Annotated in this window: 8 protein-coding genes; all 8 read right to left on the bottom strand. The window is 67.5% G+C overall.

The features are described 5' to 3' along the window. Window positions 1–22 precede the first annotated feature (22 nt). From ACRDTL_RS21880 to ACRDTL_RS21845, 8 genes are read right to left on the bottom strand one after another with little or no spacing between them, the layout of a single operon-like run. Window positions 23–238, bottom strand: a complete 216-nt coding sequence (locus tag ACRDTL_RS21880; RefSeq protein WP_431508791.1) for an MbtH family protein — start codon at window positions 236–238, stop codon at window positions 23–25. Next, on the bottom strand, window positions 219–1,523 hold the full coding sequence (mbtG, locus tag ACRDTL_RS21875; RefSeq protein WP_431508790.1) for an NADPH-dependent L-lysine N(6)-monooxygenase MbtG: 1,305 nt from the start codon (window positions 1,521–1,523) through the stop codon (window positions 219–221). The genes ACRDTL_RS21880 and mbtG overlap by 20 nt, the downstream gene beginning before the upstream one ends. Further along, window positions 1,520–5,917: an amino acid adenylation domain-containing protein gene (locus ACRDTL_RS21870; RefSeq protein WP_431508789.1), complete on the bottom strand. Its 4,398-nt coding sequence runs from the start codon at window positions 5,915–5,917 to the stop codon at window positions 1,520–1,522. Before ACRDTL_RS21870 ends, mbtG begins: the two co-directional genes overlap by 4 nt. Continuing rightward, window positions 5,914–12,423 (bottom strand): amino acid adenylation domain-containing protein, encoded by a 6,510-nt coding sequence (locus tag ACRDTL_RS21865; RefSeq protein WP_431508788.1) that lies wholly within the window; start codon window positions 12,421–12,423, stop codon window positions 5,914–5,916. The genes ACRDTL_RS21870 and ACRDTL_RS21865 overlap by 4 nt, the downstream gene beginning before the upstream one ends. Next, on the bottom strand, window positions 12,416–15,412 hold the full coding sequence (gene mbtD, locus ACRDTL_RS21860; protein ID WP_431508787.1) for a mycobactin polyketide synthase MbtD: 2,997 nt from the start codon (window positions 15,410–15,412) through the stop codon (window positions 12,416–12,418). Before mbtD ends, ACRDTL_RS21865 begins: the two co-directional genes overlap by 8 nt. Further along, entirely contained in the window at window positions 15,409–16,737 is a 1,329-nt protein-coding gene (locus ACRDTL_RS21855; protein WP_431508786.1) for a polyketide synthase, read from the bottom strand. The genes mbtD and ACRDTL_RS21855 overlap by 4 nt, the downstream gene beginning before the upstream one ends. Beyond that, window positions 16,727–17,494, bottom strand: coding sequence for a thioesterase II family protein (locus tag ACRDTL_RS21850; protein ID WP_431508785.1), 768 nt, complete (start codon window positions 17,492–17,494; stop codon window positions 16,727–16,729). Before ACRDTL_RS21850 ends, ACRDTL_RS21855 begins: the two co-directional genes overlap by 11 nt. Beyond that, entirely contained in the window at window positions 17,481–20,996 is a 3,516-nt protein-coding gene (locus ACRDTL_RS21845) for an amino acid adenylation domain-containing protein (RefSeq protein ID WP_431508784.1), read from the bottom strand. The genes ACRDTL_RS21850 and ACRDTL_RS21845 overlap by 14 nt, the downstream gene beginning before the upstream one ends. Between the last annotated feature and the right edge of the window lie 10 nt (window positions 20,997–21,006).

The following is a 21,006-nucleotide window of genomic DNA, read 5'->3' as shown; positions in this document are numbered from 1 at the left end:
CCATCTTCCGGCTCACGTGCGGCTAGGTGGAATCGATTCTCTCGCGCAGGCTCTTCGGCCGGATGTCGGTCCAGTGCTCCTCGACGTACTCCAGACACTGCGCGTGGCCGGCTTCGCCGTAGACCTGACGCCAGCCCGCCGGTATGTCGGCGAAGGTCGGCCACAGGCTGTGCTGGTCCTCGTCGTTGACAAGGACCACGAAGGTGCCGGTTTCGTCATCAAAGGGGTTGGTGCTCATCGCTTCTCCTGTTCGGGTCGCCGGGTTGGTCGGCGGTGCTCGCCCCTCCCGGGAAGGAGGCGCCGAGCACCCGGTCGGACAACAGCCCCAGGCAGCTGAGGTTGGGGAATCCGGGCCCCTGGTTGAGGCCGGCCAGGTTGGGCAAAAACAGTTTCGGCATGACGTCGGCAACGGCCAGGTCGTACCCGATCTCTTCTTGCAGGCGCTCCGGGTTCAGCGGTCCGCCCAGGCCGAGCTCGAGCAGATCGAGCGCGTCCTGGCTGAACAGCGTGGTGAACCACAGCGGGTCGAAGCCTGATCCGTCGATGACCAAATCGAAACCGTGGACCGTCTCGAAGTTTTCGCTGCCGCGGTCGGTGCTCAGCGTCAATCGGATCTGGTCGTCGCGTGCGACGGCGTGGGCGACCCGGCCGCGCAGATGCCGAATCCTGTCGTCGGCCAGCAGTGCGTCCTGCACGGTCGACGAGAACACCCCACGGTCGGTGCGAACCAGTGCGTCACGCCGTTCGTCCAGGGTGAGCTCGGTCCAGCCGGTCGGGTCGGAGAACAGCGCGTTCTCGAAGAAGCTCTCGCCGCGGGTGAACAGGGTCACCTGCGGTGAGATCACGGTGATGGTCGAAATCCGGTGGCGGAACAGCTCGGTGAGCATCGATGCGGCCGTCTCGCCGCCACCGATCATCGCCACCCGCTCGGCGCAGATGCGATCGTTCCCACCGGCGCGGTGCCAGAACTCCGCGATCGAGAGCACCCGCGGATTTCCGGGCAGCAGCGACCGTTCGGCTTGGCCCGGGCCGGTGATCATCAGCCCGTCGGCGTGCACGGTGGTCGCGTCGGTGTGCACCGCCCATCGGTCGCCGTCCACAGAAAGCCGGTCGACTTCACCGCGGACCACGGTCATGTCGATCTGCTCGGCGACCCAACGCAGGTACCGGCTCCACCGCCGGTGCCTGGGCGCGGGCCGGCCGCGGTCAATCCATTGGGCGAATTGGCCGGTGGCGATCAGATAGGACTGCCAGCTGTACCGGGTCATCCGCTCGTCGACCTCGGCGTTGCGACGGGGCACCAGCGACGACCGGTACGGGAAGCCGACATCCTTTTCCGGGTTGGTGCCCAGCCGCTGCGCCCCGTCCGTCCAGCCACCGTTGGCCTGCCAGTTGGCGCCGACGCCGGTACGTTCGACCGCGATCACCTCGGGCGCGTCGACACCCATCTCGGCGAGCACGGCCGCCTTGGTCGCGACGGCCACGGCCTTGACCCCGGCACCGAGCACCGCAAGCGTGGTCATGTCACCATCTCCTGTAAGGTTTCATTCCAAATCCCTTGCAGCGCATCGATGTCCGCGTCGCTCAGGATATCGGGCAGTGCCCGCCACTGCGTCACCAGGACCTGCTGGTCACCGGCGCCCAGCACGGTGCCCATGATGACCAGCTCATGGCGCACCGCAAGCTCTGGCTCGGGTAGCGGCGGCGGGCCGCCGAGCAGTTCCCGGTCGAGACGCAACCCGGTGCCGGCATCGCCCACGTCGAGGCGACCCAGATAGTTCAGCAACAGTTGCGGGCCGGAGAACCCGCCGAGCTGACGCGCGGTGTCGCTGCGCAGATAGCGCAGCAGACCGTAATCGACTCCGTCGCCGGGGATCGCCGCCAGCCGCTCCCCCACCCGACGTGGGTCCGCGGATTCCACGCGCAGCGGGTAGATCGCGCTCAGCAGACCCACCGTGTCGGTGGTGTCGATCGTGTTTTCACCCGTGTCGTCGACCACGGCGTCGGCGCGTCCATGGGTTTCCAGCGCCAGCAGCGGCGGCGGCGTGGGCTGACCACGGCGCTGCCGCCACCGGGTGACCGTCCGCGACGCCGCGGCGATCAACAGGTCGAACATCGGCACGCCCGATGCCAGCAGCCGACCGGTGATGTCGGCGTCGGTCACTGCCGCCCGCACCAGCAAATCGCGACCCCGGTCACGGTCCGGCCGGGCTCGACGCGCGCCCAGATCTGGATCATCACCGTCGAGCTGTGAAAGCCAGAACTGTGCGGTGTCAAGGGTTTTGCTACGTTCGATCAGGGTCTGCGCCCAGCGCCGACAGCTGGTGTGTTCGCGGATCGGGGGCGGTGGGTGCCCGTCGGCGACCGCGTGCAGGGCGGCGTCGAGTTCGCCGAGCACCACCCGCCACGACGCCGGGTCCATCACCAGTGCGTGCACGACCAGCAGCAGCACACTCTGTCCGCTCGGCGGTCGCAGCCACACCGCCGCCAGCATCTCGCCCCGTTCCGGATCGAGGCCCTGTAACGCCTGCTGGGCGTGCGTGGTGACCGCTTCCTGCAGATCGCCGGGCACCGTTACCTCGCTCAGCAGGTCGGTGGCCGACGTGGGGATCAGTGTCATCGTGGCGCGATCAAGTCGGCTTCGCAGCACGTCGTGACCGTCGACGATGGTGGCCAGCGCGGTCCGCAGCTGCTCACCGGTGATACCGTCGGGCAGCCGGATGGCTTCGGTCTGGGCAAGCCGCCGGGGCTCGCCGTATTCGTAGAGCCAATGTGCGTTGGGCAGCAATGGAATCGGTGCGGTGCTGTCCTCGGATTCCTGCGTGGCTTCGACCGTTTCGGCGGCTTCGGCATCCATGGCCGCGGCTAATTCGCGGATGGTGCCGCACTCCAGGATGAGCCGGGCGCGCAGCCCGATACCGCGGCGACGGGCCGCTTGCACCACCGAGAGAGCCACGATGCTGTCCAGGCCCAGCTGCAGGAAGTCCGCGGTGACGTCGACCTGCGGGATCTGCAGCATCTGGCAAAGCAGTTCCGCCAGCGCGGATTCGGTGGGGGTTTCCGGGGTGGACTCCACGGCGGCGGCGGAATCGAGGTCTGCCAGTGCGGTCTCGTCGAGCTTGCCGTTGGCGGTCAGCGGGATGTCGTCGACGACGACGATGCGCTGCGGAACCATGTAACGCGGCAACCGCTCGCCGAGCATGCCGCGCAGCTCTGCCACCGTGGGTTGTGCGCCGTCGGCGGTCGCCACGTAGGCCGCTAGCCGCGTTCCGCCCGGCTGCTCGCGCACCAGGACATGGGCGTGTCGTACCGCTGGGTGCGCCTGCAGCGCCGCGGCGATCTCGCCCGGTTCGACGCGGTAGCCGCGGATCTTGACCTGGGCATCGGCGCGGCCCAGGTAGGCCAGCGAGTCATCCGGCTGGTGCCGCACCAAATCACCGGTGCGGTACATCCGCTCGCCGGACACGAACGGGTCGGCGACGAATCGGATTGACGTCTCGGGTGCCCGGCCGAGGTAGCCACGGGCCAATTGCGCTCCCGCCAAATACAACTCGCCCGGTGCGCTGTACGGCATCGGCCGCAGCCCGGAATCCAGCACGTAGCCGCGGGTCTGCTGGGTCGGACGCCCGATCGACGGCCCGGTGTGCTCGGCGATGGCCGCGACCACCGCCTCGACCGTGGTCTCGGTGGGGCCATAGCAGTTGTAGGCCGCCATCGGCCTGCCGGCGCACTCGTCGCGAATCGCATTCCAGGCCGCCGTACCGATGGCTTCGCCGCCCAGCGCCAACACGCTCAACTGCGCGGTGTCCAGCAGGCCGAACGCCCGTAGCTGGGCGAACATCGATGGGGTGGTGTCGATCATGTCGATGCGATGCTCGACGATCGAGCCAACCACCGCCTCGGCATCGCGTTGAGACCGTTCGTCGACGATGTGCACGGTATGACCGTCGAGCAACGCGACCAGCGGTTGCCAGGCGGCGTCAAATGCGAAGGACCAGACGTGCGCGATACGCAACGGGCGGCCCAGCAGGGAAGCGGCCGGCCGCAGCACAGTGTCGATGTGGTCGTCCGCGTAGGCGCCCAACGCCGCGTGAGTGCCGATGACGCCCTTGGGTTCCCCGGTCGTCCCGGAGGTGAAGACGACATAGGCGGCTTGTTCAGGCTCCACATCCACGGGCCGAAAGTCATTGGGCTGGCGGTCGATCGCGGACGCCATCTCCTCGTCGACCACGATACCCGCACCCGTCTGCCGCAGAATCGACTCGATCCGTTCGGGAGGCATACCCGGCTCCAACGGCACGCACATGGCACCCGTCTTCAGTGTCGCGAGCATCGCGACGACGTACTGCGGGCCGCGGGAAAGCTTGACGGCAACCGGTGTTTCGGGTCCGGCACCGCGCTCGCTCAGCACGGTGGCCAGCCGATTGGCGGCGGCGTCCAGTTCGGCGTAGGTCATGGCGCCGTCCACCCAGCTCAGCGCGACGGCATCCGGGTTGGCCTCGGCGACCGCGGCGAACCGCTTGTGAAAGCCTTCTGGAGGGCGCGCTGCCGCCGTGGTGGCGGTTCTGAGCGGTTGAGCCTCGTCGCCGAACAGCACGCTGACCTCCCGCAGCGGGCGGTCCCATGCCGACAGCAGCCGCTCGGCGGTGGCCAGCACGCGGTGGCCCAAGTTCTCACCTGTCGTGGCGCCCAGCGCGCCGTCGAGCACCTCTACGAAGGTGACCAGCTCGCCGTCGGCCACGTGCGCGGCCAGCGCAACCGGGAAGTGCGACACGCTCTCCAGGCCGGTCGGCCGGAATGTCACACCGCCAGAGGTTAATTCATCACCATCGGCCAGTCCGGCGGTAGGGAAGTTCTCGTAGACCAGCAGCGTGTCGAACATCTCGCCGATACCGCCCAGTGCCCGCAGCTGAGCGTGGCTGAGGTAACTGTGATCCCGCAGCATCGCCGCTTCTCGTTGCACGGCAAGGCATTGCGTACCGGTCTCGGCGCCCGCGTCGAGCCGTACCCGCAACGGCACGGTGTTGATGAACAGGCCGATCATGGCTTCGACACCGGACAGTTCCGGCGGCCGGCCGGACACCGTGACCCCGAACACCACATCGTCGCGGTCGGTCAGCCGCGACAACACCAACGCCCACGCCATCTGCATCAGCGTGTTGACGGTGACGCCGTGAGAGCGGGCGCCCTCAGAAAGACGTGCAGTGCCGTCGCGGTCGGTTCGCAATTCGGTGCGTCGCGGCAAACCGGTGCCCTGTGCGTCGCCGGCCATTGCGGCAGCCAGGAGCGTCGGACCGGGCAGATCGGCCAGGTGCTCGCGCCACACCTGTTCGCTGGCATCACGATCACGCCCGGCCAGCCATCCGATGTAGTCGCGGTACGGCCGCGGCTCAGTGGGCAGTGCGCCGATGTCGCCGCCGGCTCCGTACAGCGCGATCATCTCCGCGGCGAACACCGGCAGCGACCAGCCATCGATCACGATGTGATGAGCAACGATCACCAAATGCCAACGCTCAAGTGGTAATTCGATGAGCAGGAAGCGGATCGCCGGAGTCCGCTCGAAGTCGAATGGCCGACATCGCTCCTCGGTCTCGAGCCGTTCGATATCCTCGGGCGCGGCGGTGACCTGTCGCCATGGCAGGTCAACGTGAGTCGGCACGATCTGCACTGGGCGCGTGATATCGCGGCTGACGAAGCTGGCACGTAGGTTCGGGTGCCGCACCAACATCTTTGCGGCGCAATCTTTGAGCAGCTCGACGTCGAGGGCACCGGAGATGTCGGCTGTCATCCCGATCAGGTAGGGGTCGTCGACGGCGAATTCAGCCAGTGTGGTCAGCGAATACAAGCCCTCTTGCAGAGGACTCAGCGCCATCACGTCGTCAATGCCCGACGGTGTGCTCGTTTCGGTGGTCGTCACGACTTACCATCCTGACTCCACGCCGACGTCACCGCGGCCAAGTCGTCGTCGGACAAGCCTGACGTGCTCATCGGCGCGTACCGGGTATCTGTCTCGGCCCCTTCGGTATCCGGCCCGGCCGCCTCGACCGCCGCGGCCAACAACTGTACGGTCGGGTTCTCGAACACCATCCGGGGGCTGACCGGCAGACCGACGTCACGCGCTCGCGCCGCCACCTGCACCGACAGGATGCTGTCACCGCCGAGCGCGAAGAAGTCGTCGAAGCGTCCCACTTCCGGTGTCGACAGCAGCTCGGTGAAGACCTCAGCCAGTGCGCGTTCGGTGTCGGTCTGCGGCGGCTCGGTATCGCCCGTCGTACTCACCGCCGGCTGCGGCAGCCCGGGCCGGTTCAGTTTGCCCGACTCGGTCGTGGGCATCTCGTCGAGCACGGTGATCGACGCCGGCATCATGTAACCCGGCAGTACGGAGGCGACTTCGGCACGCACCGCTGACGCGAACGCCGACTTGGCGGCGTCGTCGGCGAGCAGGTCGTGCGGCACCACATAGCCGGCCAGCGTGGTGCGGCCCTGCACGTCCCAGGTGCGTGCGGCAGCGGTGGCCACACCGCCGGCCGCGTTCAGCGCCGCATCCACTTCGCCGAGCTCGACGCGGAAACCGCGCACTTTCACCTGGTGATCGGTGCGGCCGACGAACTCCAGTCGACCGTCCTCGGTCCAGCGGGCCCGGTCGCCGCTGCGGTAGAACCGCGCGCCGGGTTTGTCCGCATACGGGTTGGGCACGAATCGCGATGCCGTCAGCCCGGACCGCTTCCAGTAGCCCCGAACCAGTTGGCCGCCCGCGTAATACAGCTCACCGACCACGCCGATCGGTACCGGTGCCAGTCCGTCGTCGAGCAGATAGACCTGCGCATCGGGCATCGGGGTGCCCAGAATCGGCACCGGCGGCGTCAGCGGTCCGCGAACCAGCGCGCCGGACGTCTCAGTGGCACCGAAGTTGTTCAGGAGTTCCGGGCCGTCTTGCCCGCCATAGGTGGCCAGCAACCGCTCCTGCAGCGACCCGCTCAACGGCTCGGCCCCACACACCAGCCGGTGCAGCGACCGCAGCGCCGCCGGCCACGAGTCGACAATGGTCGAGACCAGGCTGGGCACCGCGGTGACCTGGGCAATCGAGTGGCGCTTGATCAGCAACGCCAGCGCCTCCGCGTCGCGGTGTTCGGCATCGTCGGCAAGGATCGTGGTGGCGCCGGCGGCCAGGCCGCCCAAGGTTTCCATGCAACCTTCCAGAAATGTCCACGAGGCCTGCGCCAACCGAACATCGTTGCCGGGCACCGGATAGTTCCACACCTGCCAGTTCAGCCGGGTCGTCATTGCGCGGTGGGTGCCCAGCACGCCCTTGGGCTTGCCGGTCGATCCCGACGTGAACACCAAATACATCGCATCGTCGGGATGCGCCGCGACCAAGGGCCGAGAAGGCGACCCGGAAGCATCCATTGCTTTCTGCACCGCCGCATCATCAAGTGAGATGAAGGTCACGCCTGGTGATTCCGGCATGTTGTCGAGAGCCTCGGCCGTCACGACGACGACCTGCGGCGCGACATCGTCGAGCATCAGCTCTTTGCGTGCCAACGGATAATCGGGGTCCAGCGGGAAAAAACCGGCACCGGCCTTCATGATGCCGGCCAGCGCCACCACCATATCGATGTTGCGCCGCGTCGACAGGCCCACCAGCGACCCCGGCCCCACTTTGTGATCGACGAGTAGCTGCGCGAAGCTGTCCGAGCGGCGGTGCAGCGCCGGGTAATCGATCTGCTCGTCGCCGCACCGCAGCGCGATGCGGTCCGAGCCCAATTGTCGGCTGTCTTCGAGCAGTTCGGCGATAGTGAGCGGCCGGTCGGCGGGCGGCTCGGCGCCGCGGCTCCACTGGGTGAGGATGCGTTGGCGCTCCTCGGCGTCGAGCAACTGCACATCGCGCAACGTCTGGTCGACGTCGCCGGCAAACGCGCCGACGACCTGAGTCAGCCAGCCGGCCAGCCGCTCGATGGTACTGCGGTGATAGAGCTCGGTGCGGAACAGAATTTTGCCGTCATAGCCGGCTTTTTCAGGATCCTGGCCGGCGAAGAAGCTGAAGCTCACGTCGGCGTGCGCCATGTCGAACGGCGGCTCCAGCGCGGTGAACACCGTGTCGCCGGCCGGGCCACTGTCGACCACCCGATCGGCGGGAAGATGGTCGCGAACGTGCACGACGACTTGGAAAAGCGGGTTGCGCGACAGCGAGCGCACCGGGCTGACCGCGTCCACCACCTGGTCGAACGACAGATCCTGGTTTGCGTAGGCGGCCAGCGCGGTATCGCGGGCCCGGCTCAGCACCTCGCGCAACGTCGGATTGCCGTCCAGGTTGTTGCGCAGCACCAGGATGTTGATGAAAAAGCCGATCAGTTGGTCGAGTTCGGGTTCGGTGCGCGCTGCGATCGGCGTACCCAGCGGAATATCCACGCCGCCACCGGCTTTGTGCAACACCACCGCCACAGCCGCCTGCAGCAACATGAACTCGGTGATGCCGAGCTCGCGGCTCAGTTCGGCGAGCGTGGCGCGGGTCGCCGCGTCGATGCTGAATTCGACGGAGTCACCGACGCCGCTGGGCACCGGCTGGCGGGGCAGGTCCGGCCGCAGCCCGGTATCTTCGGGGATCCCGTCCAACTGGCGGGTCCAGTAGTCGCGTTGGGTGCCGGCGATGCTGGATTCGTCGCCGTCTTCGGCAAGCAGTGCACCCTGCCAGGCCGCGTAGTCGGCGTACTGCAGCGGCAACGGCGCCCAGGACGGCTTTTGGCCGGTGTGGCGAGCCCGGTAGGCGGTGAGCAGGTCGGCGAACAGCACCCCGCCCGACCAGTGGTCGATGGCGATGTGGTGCACCACCAACGACAGCACGTGCTCGTCCCCGGTGTGCAGCACCGCGGCCCGGATCGGCCACTCGCGGTCCAGCTCAAAGCGGTGCCGCCGCTCGCTGTCCAGCTGCACCTGCACCCAGTCTTCGCCGTCACCGCTGTCCTGCCGGACCGGGACTTCGGCGCCGGGTTCGACCATCTGGTGTGGGACGCCGTCGATTTCGGTGTAGGTGGTGCGCAGGATCTCGTGTCGCGCCACGACATCGCTGATGGCGCCGGTCAGAGCCTCGATATCACACGGTCCGCTCAGCCGGGCGGCGAAGGGAATGTTGTTGACTTCGCTGGGCCCCTCGATCTGGTAGGCGAACCAGGTCCGCAATTGCGACGCCGACAGCGGCAGCGGCCCGTCGTGCGACGTCTTGATCAGCTTGGGCCGCTTGATCCTAACCGCGCCCGATCCCAGTTGGTCGATCCGTTCGGCCAGGCGCGCGACAGTCGCCAACTCGAAGACATCGCGGATGCCGATTTCGGCACCGCATTCCGACCGGATCGCCGCGACCAGTTTCGTGGCGACCAGGGAGTGTCCGCCGAGGTCGAAGAACGAGTCGTCGACGCCCACCCGCTCGTGGCCGAGCAACTGGGCGAACAATTCGGCCAGCCGCCGCTCATTCGCCGTTGTCGGCTCGCGGTACTCGGTGGCAGGCGCGATCTCCGGCTGCGGCAAGGCGTCACGGTCGATCTTGCCATGGGTGGTGATCGGGATTTCGTCGAGCGCGACGTAAGCGGCCGGCACCATGTAGTCCGGCAGCGCAGCGGCCACCCGCGCCCGGATACGGTCGACGTCAACCGTTTCGGTACCGCCCTCGGCCGGGGTGATATAGCCGACCAGGGTCTTGCCCAGCCCGGGCAAGTCGGCGGCAATGACGATAGCCTGCCCGACGCTCGGGTCGACCGAGATCGCGGCGGCGATCTCGCCGAGTTCGATGCGGAATCCCCGGACCTTCACCTGCTCGTCGGCGCGGCCGACGAATTCGATGTCACCGTCGGCGTTGCGGCGGGCCAGATCTCCCGAGCGGTACAACCTGCCGCCGGGCCTGAACGGATCGGCGACGAACCGTTCCGCGGTCAACGCGGGCCGGCGGTGGTAGCCGCGCGCCATCTGCGTTCCGCCGATGTAGATTTCGCCGATCACCTCGACCGGGACCGGTTGCAGCGCATCGTCGAGTAGATGTATCTGCGTGTTGATCTTGGGCCGGCCGATCGGCACGATGCGGTTACCCTGAGTGCCCTCCACCGGATAGCTGGTCGAGTTGACGACGGTTTCGGTCGGGCCGTAGAAGTTGTACAGCGAGGCGTCGAAGGTGGCGTGGAACTTATCGGCGGTCTCACCGGGCAACGCCTCGCCGCCGACCGGGACCCGGCGCAGGGTGCGCCACTGGTTGACACCCGGCAACGACAAAAACAGCCCGAGCAGCGATGGCACGAAATGCATCGAGGTGATGCCTTCGCGGTACAGCAGATCGGTCAGATAGCCGATGTCGCGCAGACCGTCCGGTCGCGGGACCACCAGCCGCGCGCCGCAAACCAAGGTGCCGAAGATCTCGGCGATCGATGCGTCGAAGCCCGGCGAGGCGACCTGCAGCAGCCGGTCGGCCTCGTCGACCTGATAAGCGTCGCCGAACCAGACGAAGTACTCGGCGATCGGCGCGTGCGGCACCGGCACGCCCTTGGGCAGCCCGGTCGAACCGGACGTGTAGATCAGGTATGCGGTGTTGTTCGGCTGCAGTGGTCGCACCAGCTCGTCAGGGGTGGGGTTGGCCGACGAATATTGCCCCAAATCGGTGACCGGTTCGCGCAGTATGAGTTTGGCCTCGGCGTCGTTGAGGATGAATGAGAGCCGATCCTCCGGATAGTCCGGGTCGACCGGCAGGTAGGCCGCCCCGGCTTTGAGGATGCCCAGCGCGGTGATGGCCAGCTCGGGTGACTTGTCGAGCAGCACCGCGACGCGGTCCTCGGTGCCCACACCCTGCTGGATCAGCCAGTGCGCCAACCGGTTGGCTTCCTCGTTGATCTCGCGGTAGCTGTATTGGCGGCCCTCGTAGACGACGGCGACGGCATCGGGAGAAAGCTCCGCCCGATCGGTGAACAATGCGGCCAGCGTGGTGGTCTGGGTGGAGAACTCCTCGCCGGTCGCGGCGCGGCGCAGCCAGTCGACGTCGGCATCGGTCATCACGGTCAACCCGGACAGGTCGGTATCGGGGTCGGCCAGCGCACTGTCCAACAGCACGGCGTAATGCCCGAGTAACTGGCGAGCCAGCGGCGCGTCGAGCACCTCGACCAGGTACTCGGCCTCGACCAACGCGCCAACGCCGGCTTGGACTTCAGGGATCAGTTCCACCATGAAGCTCAGTGGCAGCTGGCTGAATTGGCCACGCAACTCGCCGCGCTCGCACCGCACTCCCGGTGGGCAGAACCCGCCGCCATCGGGCTCACGAAGCCCGAAGCTGACCCGCGTCATCCGCTCGGCGCCGTGCCGGCGGTCGGGGTTGGTCTCCCGCACCAGCCGGTCGAGATTGACGCGCTGGTGGGCGAAGGCACCCGCCGCGGTGTCGCGGGTACGCGCCACCAGGTCACGGAACGTCTGCCGTGGCTGCGGCTGCGCGCGCATCACGACGGTGTTGCCGTAGTAGCCGATCGCGTTTTCGGTATCCGCACCCCGGGTCATCACCGGCGCGGCGATCAGGAAGTCGGTGGTGTGGGTGTAGCGGTGAATCAGCACAGAGAACGCGGCCAGCAGCACCATGTACGGTGTGGCGCCGCTGTCACGCGCCAACGCTGCCACCCGGTCGATAGTCGTCGCGGGCAAGCGAACCGATTCGCGCTGCGAGCGCCAGGTGCTCGGCACCACCGAACCGGTCGGTCCCGGAAGCTCAAGCGGCTCAGGAAGATCAGCTATCAATGGCCGCCAGTAGGCCAGGTCCTCGTCGAGGGTATCGACCGCCGACGCGGTCACCGGCGTCGGCGGGGCGCTATCGACGCTATCCGGATCGGTGTAAGCGCGGGTCAGGTCGGTGAAGAACGGCGCCCATGATCCGTCGTCCCACGCGATGTGATGCGCAGTGAGCAACAGCATCAGCTCGCCAGCCCCCAGGCGCACCACCGTGATCCGCAGCGGCGAGTCCGCGGTCAGATCGAACGGTCGGCGAAACTCCCGCTGCGCCAGCACTTCCAGCCGCAACTGCCGGGCCTGCTCGGCCAGACCGGACAGATCATGTTCGGTCCAGGCGGGTCCTAAGTCGTCGTGGACCACCGGATACGGATCGCCGTCGTCAGTGGTGTGATAGGTCGTGCGCAGCACGGGGTGGCGGACCGCGACGGCGTCCACCGCCCGGTGCAGCCGTGCGACATCGACGTCGCCGGCCAAGTGGTACGAGACACAGACGTTCAGCAGCGAGCTGCTGGGATCGAGCGACTGGACGAACAACATCCGGCGCTGGCCGTCCGACAGCTCGGGGCTGTCCCCGTCGGTTGGCGCCGCCGACCGGGTCAGGCCACGCTCGGCCATCTTGCGGCGCAACAATTGGAGCCGTTGTTCGTCGAGTTTGCTGTCCGTGGTGTCAGTCACGCGAGGATTCAACCCTTTCTGGCGCACCCGAGTCCGATTGCAGAGTCTCGATCAGCTCGACGCCGGTGATGCCGCCGAGCAATCTGGCCAGCGTGACCGTGCCGCCGGTACGTTTGCGTAACCGCTTGCGAAGGTCCAGCGCCAGCAGCGAGTCCACGCCGAGATCGACAAGTGCCGCGCTCAGGTCCACAGCCGCCGGCTCGGACAGGCTCAACACCGTGGCCAGTTCGATGCGGACCACGTCAGCGACTGAACGTGGCGACGAGCCATCGCCAGCACTCGTGGAATCGGAATCGGATGGCACGCTCCCGTCATCGAACGGCATTGGAACACCCTGACTTTCAAAGAACGTCTGGAGCCGGTCGGTGTCAGCGGCCAGGATCAGTGGATCCCCGGCGTGATGGCGCAGGCTTGCGCTGATCGCGGCCTCCGGATCCATCGACAAGAGGCCGGATCGCTCGATGCGGGTGATTTCGTCTTCGCTGGCGATTCCCGTTCCCCGCCAAAGTCCCCACCGCACCGCCACGGCGTCCAGGCCGTTGGTCCGCAACTGGTCGGTGAGCACGTCGAGTATCCGGTTGGATGCCGCGTACGCGGCATGCCCGTAGCCACCCCAGACGCCGGAAACCGATGAGCACAGCAGGATGCGCGCGCCTGCGCGAAGCGGCCACATCTCGGTCATCCGAGCCAGCCCAGTCACTTTCGCTGCGAACACGTCGGCCAGATCAGCGTCGGTGACCTGATCATGCGGACCGAACCTGGCCGCGCCGGCGGCGTGGATCAGCAGTGACGCGCCGTCACCACCGTACTCGGCGGCGAGCACGGACACCGCGTCAGGATCGGTGATATCGCAAGTCGGCGCGCGCACCTCTGTGCAATGTCCTTCGACGAGTCGATCAAGTTCGGCAGAGTCGACGCCCTTGCGGCTCAATAAGATGACCCGACGGGCGCCATGCTCGATGCAGTGCCGGGCATAACACAAGCCAATGCCTCCGCTGCCACCGGTGATTACCACGTTGTCCAGCGCGGCGGCGTCCAGCGGGCGCTCGGGCGCGGCTTGGCGAAGCTCGCACAACGTGCGGATGTAGCGGCGCGGCCCGCTGCCGGAAGAGCCATTCTCACGCAATGCCACCTCGGTGTCGTCACCGAGCAGCGCATCGACACACGCGTACGCGGTCTGGCCGTCGATCTCCGGGCTCGACAGGTCCAGATGCGCGAAGGTTGCGTCGGGAAATTCGAATCCGACACTGCGGTGCATCGCGGCCAGCGCCGCCTGAGCCGGCAATGCGACGGGTTCACTGGTGTTGACTCGCTCGCCGCGGGCAGTCACCAGCCACACCCGACGGCACTGTGGGCCGACGGCGTGTCGGTAGTCGAGCTGCCGGACGGCGCCGGCTATCTCATCGATGACATCCGTCGCGTCCGGGTGCAGTAGCGGCGGCGCGATAAGCACCGCAACGTCGGCCTCGTCCGGCGCCGCTTGCTCAAAGCCGTCATGTGCCGCGACGGCTTCGCTCAGCCGCTGAGCCAACGGATCGAGCCCAAGGACCGCGACACGGTAAGGCGAGCGGTCCGCCGGGCTCCATGCGGCGTCGGTGCGCAACTCCCACTCTTCGAAGGCGACGGTGAGATCCGAGTCGGCCGGCGGCGGCAATGGTTCTCGTGTCGCCCACAGATGCACGGCCTTCATTGGCGCGTTCGGGAATCCCGGTAGCGGCGACCGATCGCCAACGTCTGCCACGTCCGCCCACCGGTACCGCGGATTGGCCACGGCGGCGGCGGCGATGTTCGCGGAGAGTTGATCGACGACGGGCTCGTCGCGTCGCCCCGACCCGACGATCAGTGCGTCGTCTGCGAGATCAACGAGCACACCGAGCAGTGTGGGGTGCGCGGACATTTCGATGAACGCGCCGACGCCGCGTTGCAGCGCGGCGTCCACCGCGTGATCGAATCGAACCGTGTTGCGCAGACTGTCACACCAGTAATCCACGAAATCGGTGTCGGCATACACAATCCCGCCGTGGGCCGATCCGATGAACTCCACGGCGGCATCGACGAAAGTCGACTTGGGCAGCAGTTCTGCCATTTTGACTCGCAATGGCTCCAGCGCGCTGGTGTGTCCGGGATACTCCACATCGATCTGGCGGGCGAAAGTTCCGTTCCGCTCAGCGAGCGCCACAATGGCGGCCACAGCGTCGCGATCACCGGACACCACGACCGTCGCCGTTGCATTGACCGCCGAAACTTCAAGCCAGCCTTCGGCTTCGTTGATAAGTCGCTCGGCTTCGTCGACGCTGACGCCCAGCACCGCCATGCCGTAGCGGCCCGCCAACCCGTCGACGACCGTGGCCCGGGCGGCGACGACGGCGACCGCGTCGGTAAGCGCGACCGCGCCGGCTACGTAGGCGGCCGCCACCTCACCCAGACTGTGCCCGACGGTGACATCCGGACGAATTCCGCACGATTGCCACACCCGCGCCAAGCTCACGGCGTGCGTGAACTGCGCGCCCTGGATGTCGATCTGCGACCACTCCTGCTGATCGCCATGCACCAGATAGCCCAGCGGCGACGGTTGTGCGGCAGCGGCAAACGCCTCCGCGCATCGGTCGACCTCCGCACGGTAGACCTCCAGCCGCTGGTAGGCGTCGGCACCCATCGATGGCCACTGATTGCCCTGGCCGGGAAACACGAACGCAGTGCGCGGCGCGGTGGTGGTCGAGGACCGGGTCACCAGCGCGTGCTCCTCGTCGTCGGCCAGTGCCTGCAATCCGCCGGTGAGTTCGGTGCGATCAGCGGCTCGCAACACCGCGCGGTGGCGCCGCACCCGCCGGGTTGCCAATAACGTGGCGGCCACCGACGCCACGGTCGGCTCGCGGCCCAGGTAGTTTAAAACCGCAACGGCGTCCTGACGGACCAATTGGGGGTCATGCGCGCTGAGCAGCACCGGGATACGGCCGTCGGGCAGTTTGCGCGAGCGGTGGCTGGTCATCCCGCCACCTCCGGAACCGAGACGATCAAATGCGCATTGGTGCCGCTGATGCCGAAGGCGGACACCGCCGCAATCCGCTGTCCGTCCACCACTGGCCACGGCGTCAGCTTTTGCGCTAAGCGCAATCCCTGGCTGTCCCAGTCGATTTCACGACTAGCTTGATCCGTGTGCAGCGTGGGCGGGATTGCCCCGTGCTCGGCGGAGACCAAAACTTTAGCCAACCCCAGCCCGCCGGCCGCGGCCTGCGTGTGACCGAGATTGGACTTCACGGATCCCAGCAGCGCACCAGCACCCGGTTCGGTGTCGCCGTAGGTTTCTGACAGGGCGCGCAGTTCGGTGCCATCACCAATCCGCGTCCCGGTGCCATGTCCCTCGATCATCGTGACGTCTTCCGCGCGCAGACCGGCTCGGGCAATGGCTCGCCGGTACAGGCCGGCCTGTGCCTGCCCGCTGGGCGCGCTCAACCCGGCGCTGCGGCCGTCCTGATTGACGGCACTGGCGCGGATCTCGGCGATGATCTGCCGACCGTCAGCTATCGCGGTCGACTTACGTTGCAGCACAAACATCGTCGCACCCTCGGCCCAGACCGTTCCGCTGGGATCGGCGCTGTAGGGCCGGCAGTGGCCGTCGTCGGAGAGCGCGTGCTGTTTGGAGAACTCGACGAAGTATCCGGGCGAGCCCATCACGCAGACTCCGCCGGCCAGCGCCAGATCGCAATCGCCGCCACGCACCGACTGCATGGCGACATGAAAGGCGGTCAGCGCCGACGAACATGAGGTGTCGACCGTCAATGCCGGACCGGCCAATCCCAACGTGTATGCGATCCGTCCGGAAACCACGCTCAACGCCGTTCCGGTGATCAGGTGACCGCTGTGGCGGGAGAACTCGGCCATCTCCGGCCCGTATCCGGTTGGGGAAGCACCGACAAAGCAACCCGTGTCGTGTCCGGCGAGGTCCTCGGGATTGATACCGCTGTTCTCCAACGCGCGCCAGCCCACCCGAAGCGCGACCCGTTGCTGAGGGTCCATCGTGGTGGCCTCGCGTCGTGAGATTCCGAAAAAGTCGGGGTCGAATGTCGCCGCCCCGGTGAGGAATCCGCCGCAATCGTGGATTTCCTTGAAACCCTCGCGACGGGATCCGGCCAGCAGCTCGCGGATCGGCCAGCCCCGGTCGGTGGGAAACGGACACAGCGCCTCACGCTGCTGCGACAGCAGTTCCCAATAGCCGTCGGCGGTATCGACCCCGCCAGGCGCCTCGACGGCCATGCCGACAACGACAACGGGATCAGCGTCAACAGGGGGCGTATCGGAGCGGCTACCCGACATCGGTAATCATCCGATTAGCCAGGGTGTTGACGTGCTCGTTGACGTAGAAGTGCCCGCCTTCAAAGGACGACAACCGGAAGTTGCCCTGGGTGTGATCGGCCCACCGGCGCAGGGTGCCGACGTCGATGCGGTGGTCGTCTCGGCCGTAGAAGACGTCGATATCCGCACGGATGCGCACGCCGCGAGCGCACTCGTAGCGGTTGAACGCCTCGTAGTCGGACCGCGCCGCGATGGTCAGTAGTTCGGCGAACTCCTCGTCAGCGAGCAGCCGCGGATCGGTCCCGCCGAGGTCGGCCAGGTCGGCCAGCAGTTCTTTGTCGGTGGTCGGCAGGTTGGGTAAAGCGGCAACAGTGGACGGCACCGGGCCCGCCGATACCCAGAGCTTTTGCACGGCGATTCGGTGCGCTTCGGCGAGCCGCGCGAACTCGAAGGCGACGATCGCACCCATGCTGTGGCCGAACAGCCGCAGCGGCGCAACCTCGCGCCACGGTCCCGCGTCGAACAGTCCGCGCGCCAGCTCCGGCACGGTTTCCGATGGGGGATGGCGCAGCCGGTCGGCCCGTTGCGGGTACTGCACGATGAAGGTGTCGCGACGATCCGCAAAGGCCGCAGCCAACTTCCGGTAGCCGGCGGCGGCGCCCCCGGCGTGGGGGAACACCACGGTGGCGCCGCGCAACGGCTGCCCGTCGGGCCGCGGGAAGTACTTGATCCACGGCGCGAAAGACCTTGACACTGAAGACATTTTATCGAGAGTCATGCTGCCTCGTCGGCTCAGCGGTTTGCAATTCGATATCCCCCGGGTCCATGTGAGCAATCTCCAGGTACAGCTCGGCAATCTCTTGGAGGCGGCCGTCGGGTTCGCGCCGGGTCAGCAGGCGCGTCAGCGCCGAAACGGTGCGAGCGGCGAACATGTCGGCGACCATCAACTCGGGACTGTCCAGCCAGGTCCGGATTCGCGCCACGGCGGCAGTGGCCAGCACCGAGTCCCCGCCGAGAGCGAAGAAGTCGTCGTCGGCGCCGACCCGGTCCACCCGAAGTACGTCGCCGACGACGGCGGCCAGCGCGGATTCCAACGGCGTGGACGGCGCCCGGCGGGCTGGTTTGACGGTGCCGGCGACGGCAGCGGTCAGTTGCTGCGCGACAGCACGCCGATCGATCTTTCCGCCGTCGGTGAACGGGATCTGATCAACCAGCGAGAAATGCTGCGGCACCAGGTATGCCGGCGCGATATTCGTCATAGCTTCTTTTATCCCCCCAATGGTTAGCCTCAGGTCGTCGTCAACTCGGACCGCCGCTGCCAGGGAGTCGACGCCGCCGGGCGTCGGCACCACGACAGCGACGGCGAACAACACACCGGGTACCCGCCGTAGTAGCGATTCAACCTCCCCGAGTTCAACCCGATACCCGCTGATTTTGACGCGCTGATCAGCGCGTCCGACAAATTCCAGCGTGCCGTCCGACCAGTACCGGGCCAGGTCCCCGGTGCGGTACCACATCCGGCCGTCGCGCAGGACGAAACGGTCGGCGGTCAGGTCGGGGCGGCCGCGGTAACCCATCGCGATACCGCGGCCGCCCACCCACAATTCGCCGGCGACCCAGTCCGGGCAGTCATCACCGGTGCCGTTCACCACCCGGCAGGCCATGTTGGGAAACGGCGTGCCGTACGGGATGGCGGACCAGTGCGCCGGCAGGCCGGTTGGTTCGCCGATCTCACAAATGGTTGCGTGTATCGCGGTTTCGGTGGCGCCGCCCAGTCCGGCGAACCGCAGCTGCGGTGATGAGGCCGTCAGGCTGCGCGCAAGTTCCGGGCGCACCCAGTCGCCGCCCGTGGGCACCACCCGCAGCGAGGAGAGCCGCCCCGCTGAGTTCTTTGTGACCTCGACCAGCATCTCCAGCCAGCCGGGCAGGAAATTCAGCACCGTCACCCGGCGGGTTTCGATGAGCCGGGCCCAGGTGTCCGGTTCGCGGCGCTGCGCCTCGTCGACCACCACGATCGTCCCGCCGGCCCGCAGGGTCGCGAAGATGTCCAGCACCGACATGTCGCACTCCAGCGTCGACAGCGCCAAACAGCGGTCGGTTGGGCCGATCTCGAAGTGGCGGGTGATGAACTCCACGGTGTTCATCGCCGCGTCGTGGGTCATCTCCACGCCTTTGGGTTCTCCGGTGGAGCCGGAGGTGAACAGCACGTAGGCCAGCTCAGGGGAAATAGCTGGCGACGGTTGCATTTGGCTAGTGGCCCCGCCGTCAAGCACGGCCTCGGCAATCGTCAGGCCGGGCACCGGCAGCGGTTCGGCGCGGTCGCCGCAAACCAGGGCCGCACTGGCGGCACCGGTGTGCAGAACGCGTGCCGCGCGGTCGCTCGGTTGGTCGGCACCGATCGGCAGGTAGACACCGCCGGCGGCCAGGATGCCCAGCACTGCGGGAATCTGTTTGGCGCACTTGGGGCCCATTACCGCGACGGTGTCTCCGGCGCCGACGCCAAGGCCCCGCAATGCCGCCGCCACCGCCAATGCCTGCTCACGCAGCTGGCCGTAACTCAGGTCGCCGGAACTGGCGTAGACCGCCGGCGCGTCGGGCTGCCTCTGGGCATTGCGGAAGAACCCGTCGTGCAGCGCCTCTCCGCTGGCAGCGGCGCTTCGGGTGTTGAGCGCATCCCGCACCGCGCGCTGCGCGAGCGGCAATGCCGACGGCCCTGGCTGGTCCCAGCTGTCGGTGTCGTGGGCCAACCGCAGCAGTTCGTCGATGTGATGGGCGAACATCGCCTCGATTACCCCGGGCGCGAAGGCGTCCTCCCGGACGTCCCAGTTCACCAGCATCCCCCCGTTGAACTCGGTGACCTGCGCGTCGAGCAGCACCTGCGGACCCTGCGAAATGATCCAGTCGGGTGTGCCGAAAGCGTCGGTCACCTCGGGACCGAACAGTTCACCCAGACCGAGCGCACTGGTGAACACCACCGAGGCCAGCACCTGGGTGCCGCGGTGGCGGGCGAGGTCACGCAGCACCGACAATCCGGAATAGTGCGAGTGCGCCGCCGCGGCGCGCATGGCGTCCTGCACAGACCGCGCCCGTGCCGCCGGGGTGGCCGCGTGCGTCAGGTCGATGTCGAGCAGCAGCGACGACGTGAAGTCACCGACCAGCAGGTCCACGTCGGAATGCAGCGGCTGCCGGCCGAACAGCGGAACGTTGAGCAAAAATCGCGGGCCGGCCGACCAGCATGCCAGCGTGTTGGCGAACGACGCGGCCAGCGTCATCGCCGGCGTGACGCCCCGTGTTCTGGCCGCCGTGAACAGCGTGTCCCGGGTCTCGGGGTCCAGCCAGTGCCATCGTCGGGTGCTCTTCGGCGCATCGGCCTGCTGCGGGCGGGGCGGCAGCTTCGGTGGATCTGTCATGTGTGGGATGCGCTGCGCCCACCACTGCCGGTCGGCGTCACGGGCGGGTTGCGGGCCCGAGTCCTGACGCGCGATGTCGTCGCGGTAGTCGCGGTAGGTGTAGTCGAGCTCCGGCAGCGGCCGGCCCTCATAGAGCGCGGCGAGGTCGGCCATCAGCGTCCGGTAGCTCATCGCGTCGGCGGCCTGCATGTCCAGGTCGACGTGCAGCCGCGAGCGCTGTCCAGGCAGTAGCGACACCGCGAGTTCGAACACCGCATCGCCCAGTTGCTGGTGCGACTTGGCCTCCCGGGCGGCGTCAAGCCGCTGGTCGACGACCTCGGGTTGCAGGCCGCGGAGGTCATTAACGTCAACCGGGAAGTCCGGGCAACCCGGGCGAATCCGCTGGGTGCCATCGGGCAGAAACTCCACCCGCAGCATCGGGTGCCGCTGCGACAGCTGGGTCGCCGCCGCGCGCAACCGCTCCGGGTCGACGCCGCCGCCGTCGAACTCGACATACAGATGCGCGGCCATCCCGCCGAGCTGTTGGCTGGGTTGGCGGCCCACCCACAGCGCGTGCTGCATCGGCGCCAGTGGGAACGTCGGGTCCGCGTCGGCGTCGCGGAGCCTCGGCGTCGCGGCTTCGGGGATGGCTTCGGGTTGTGCGGCCGACACCAGCGCCGACCATGCCGCGACGGTGGGGCTGGCGGCCAGCGTAGCGAAGTCGACCGCGAGGCCCTGGCGGCGCCAGCGCCCGGCCAGCGACATCATCCGAATCGAATCCAGGCCCTGGGCGATCAGGTCGTTATCCGGGTCTACAGCGTCGGCCCCGATGCCGAGCAATTCGGCAACCTCGGCGCGAACGGCCTCCGACTTCGCGGCTGCTGAAACCACAAACCCCTCC

The sequence above is a fragment of the Mycobacterium sp. genome (assembly GCF_050700595.1).
GTDB lineage: Bacteria > Actinomycetota > Actinomycetes > Mycobacteriales > Mycobacteriaceae > Mycobacterium.
Note: the sequence above shows the minus strand (reverse complement) of the source record. Positions and strands in the feature narration are given on the sequence as shown.

Excerpts from the sequence above, each read along its gene's own strand:
- mbtG (WP_431508790.1), bottom strand. The coding sequence starts at position 1,523 with ATGACCACGCTTGCGGTGCTCGGTGCCGGGGTCAAGGCCGTGGCCGTC.
- ACRDTL_RS21855 (WP_431508786.1), bottom strand. The coding sequence starts at position 16,737 with ATGTCGGGTAGCCGCTCCGATACGCCCCCTGTTGACGCTGATCCCGTT.
- ACRDTL_RS21880 (WP_431508791.1), bottom strand. The coding sequence starts at position 238 with ATGAGCACCAACCCCTTTGATGACGAAACCGGCACCTTCGTGGTCCTT.
- mbtD (WP_431508787.1), bottom strand. The coding sequence starts at position 15,412 with ATGACCAGCCACCGCTCGCGCAAACTGCCCGACGGCCGTATCCCGGTG.
- ACRDTL_RS21850 (WP_431508785.1), bottom strand. The coding sequence starts at position 17,494 with ATGACTCTCGATAAAATGTCTTCAGTGTCAAGGTCTTTCGCGCCGTGG.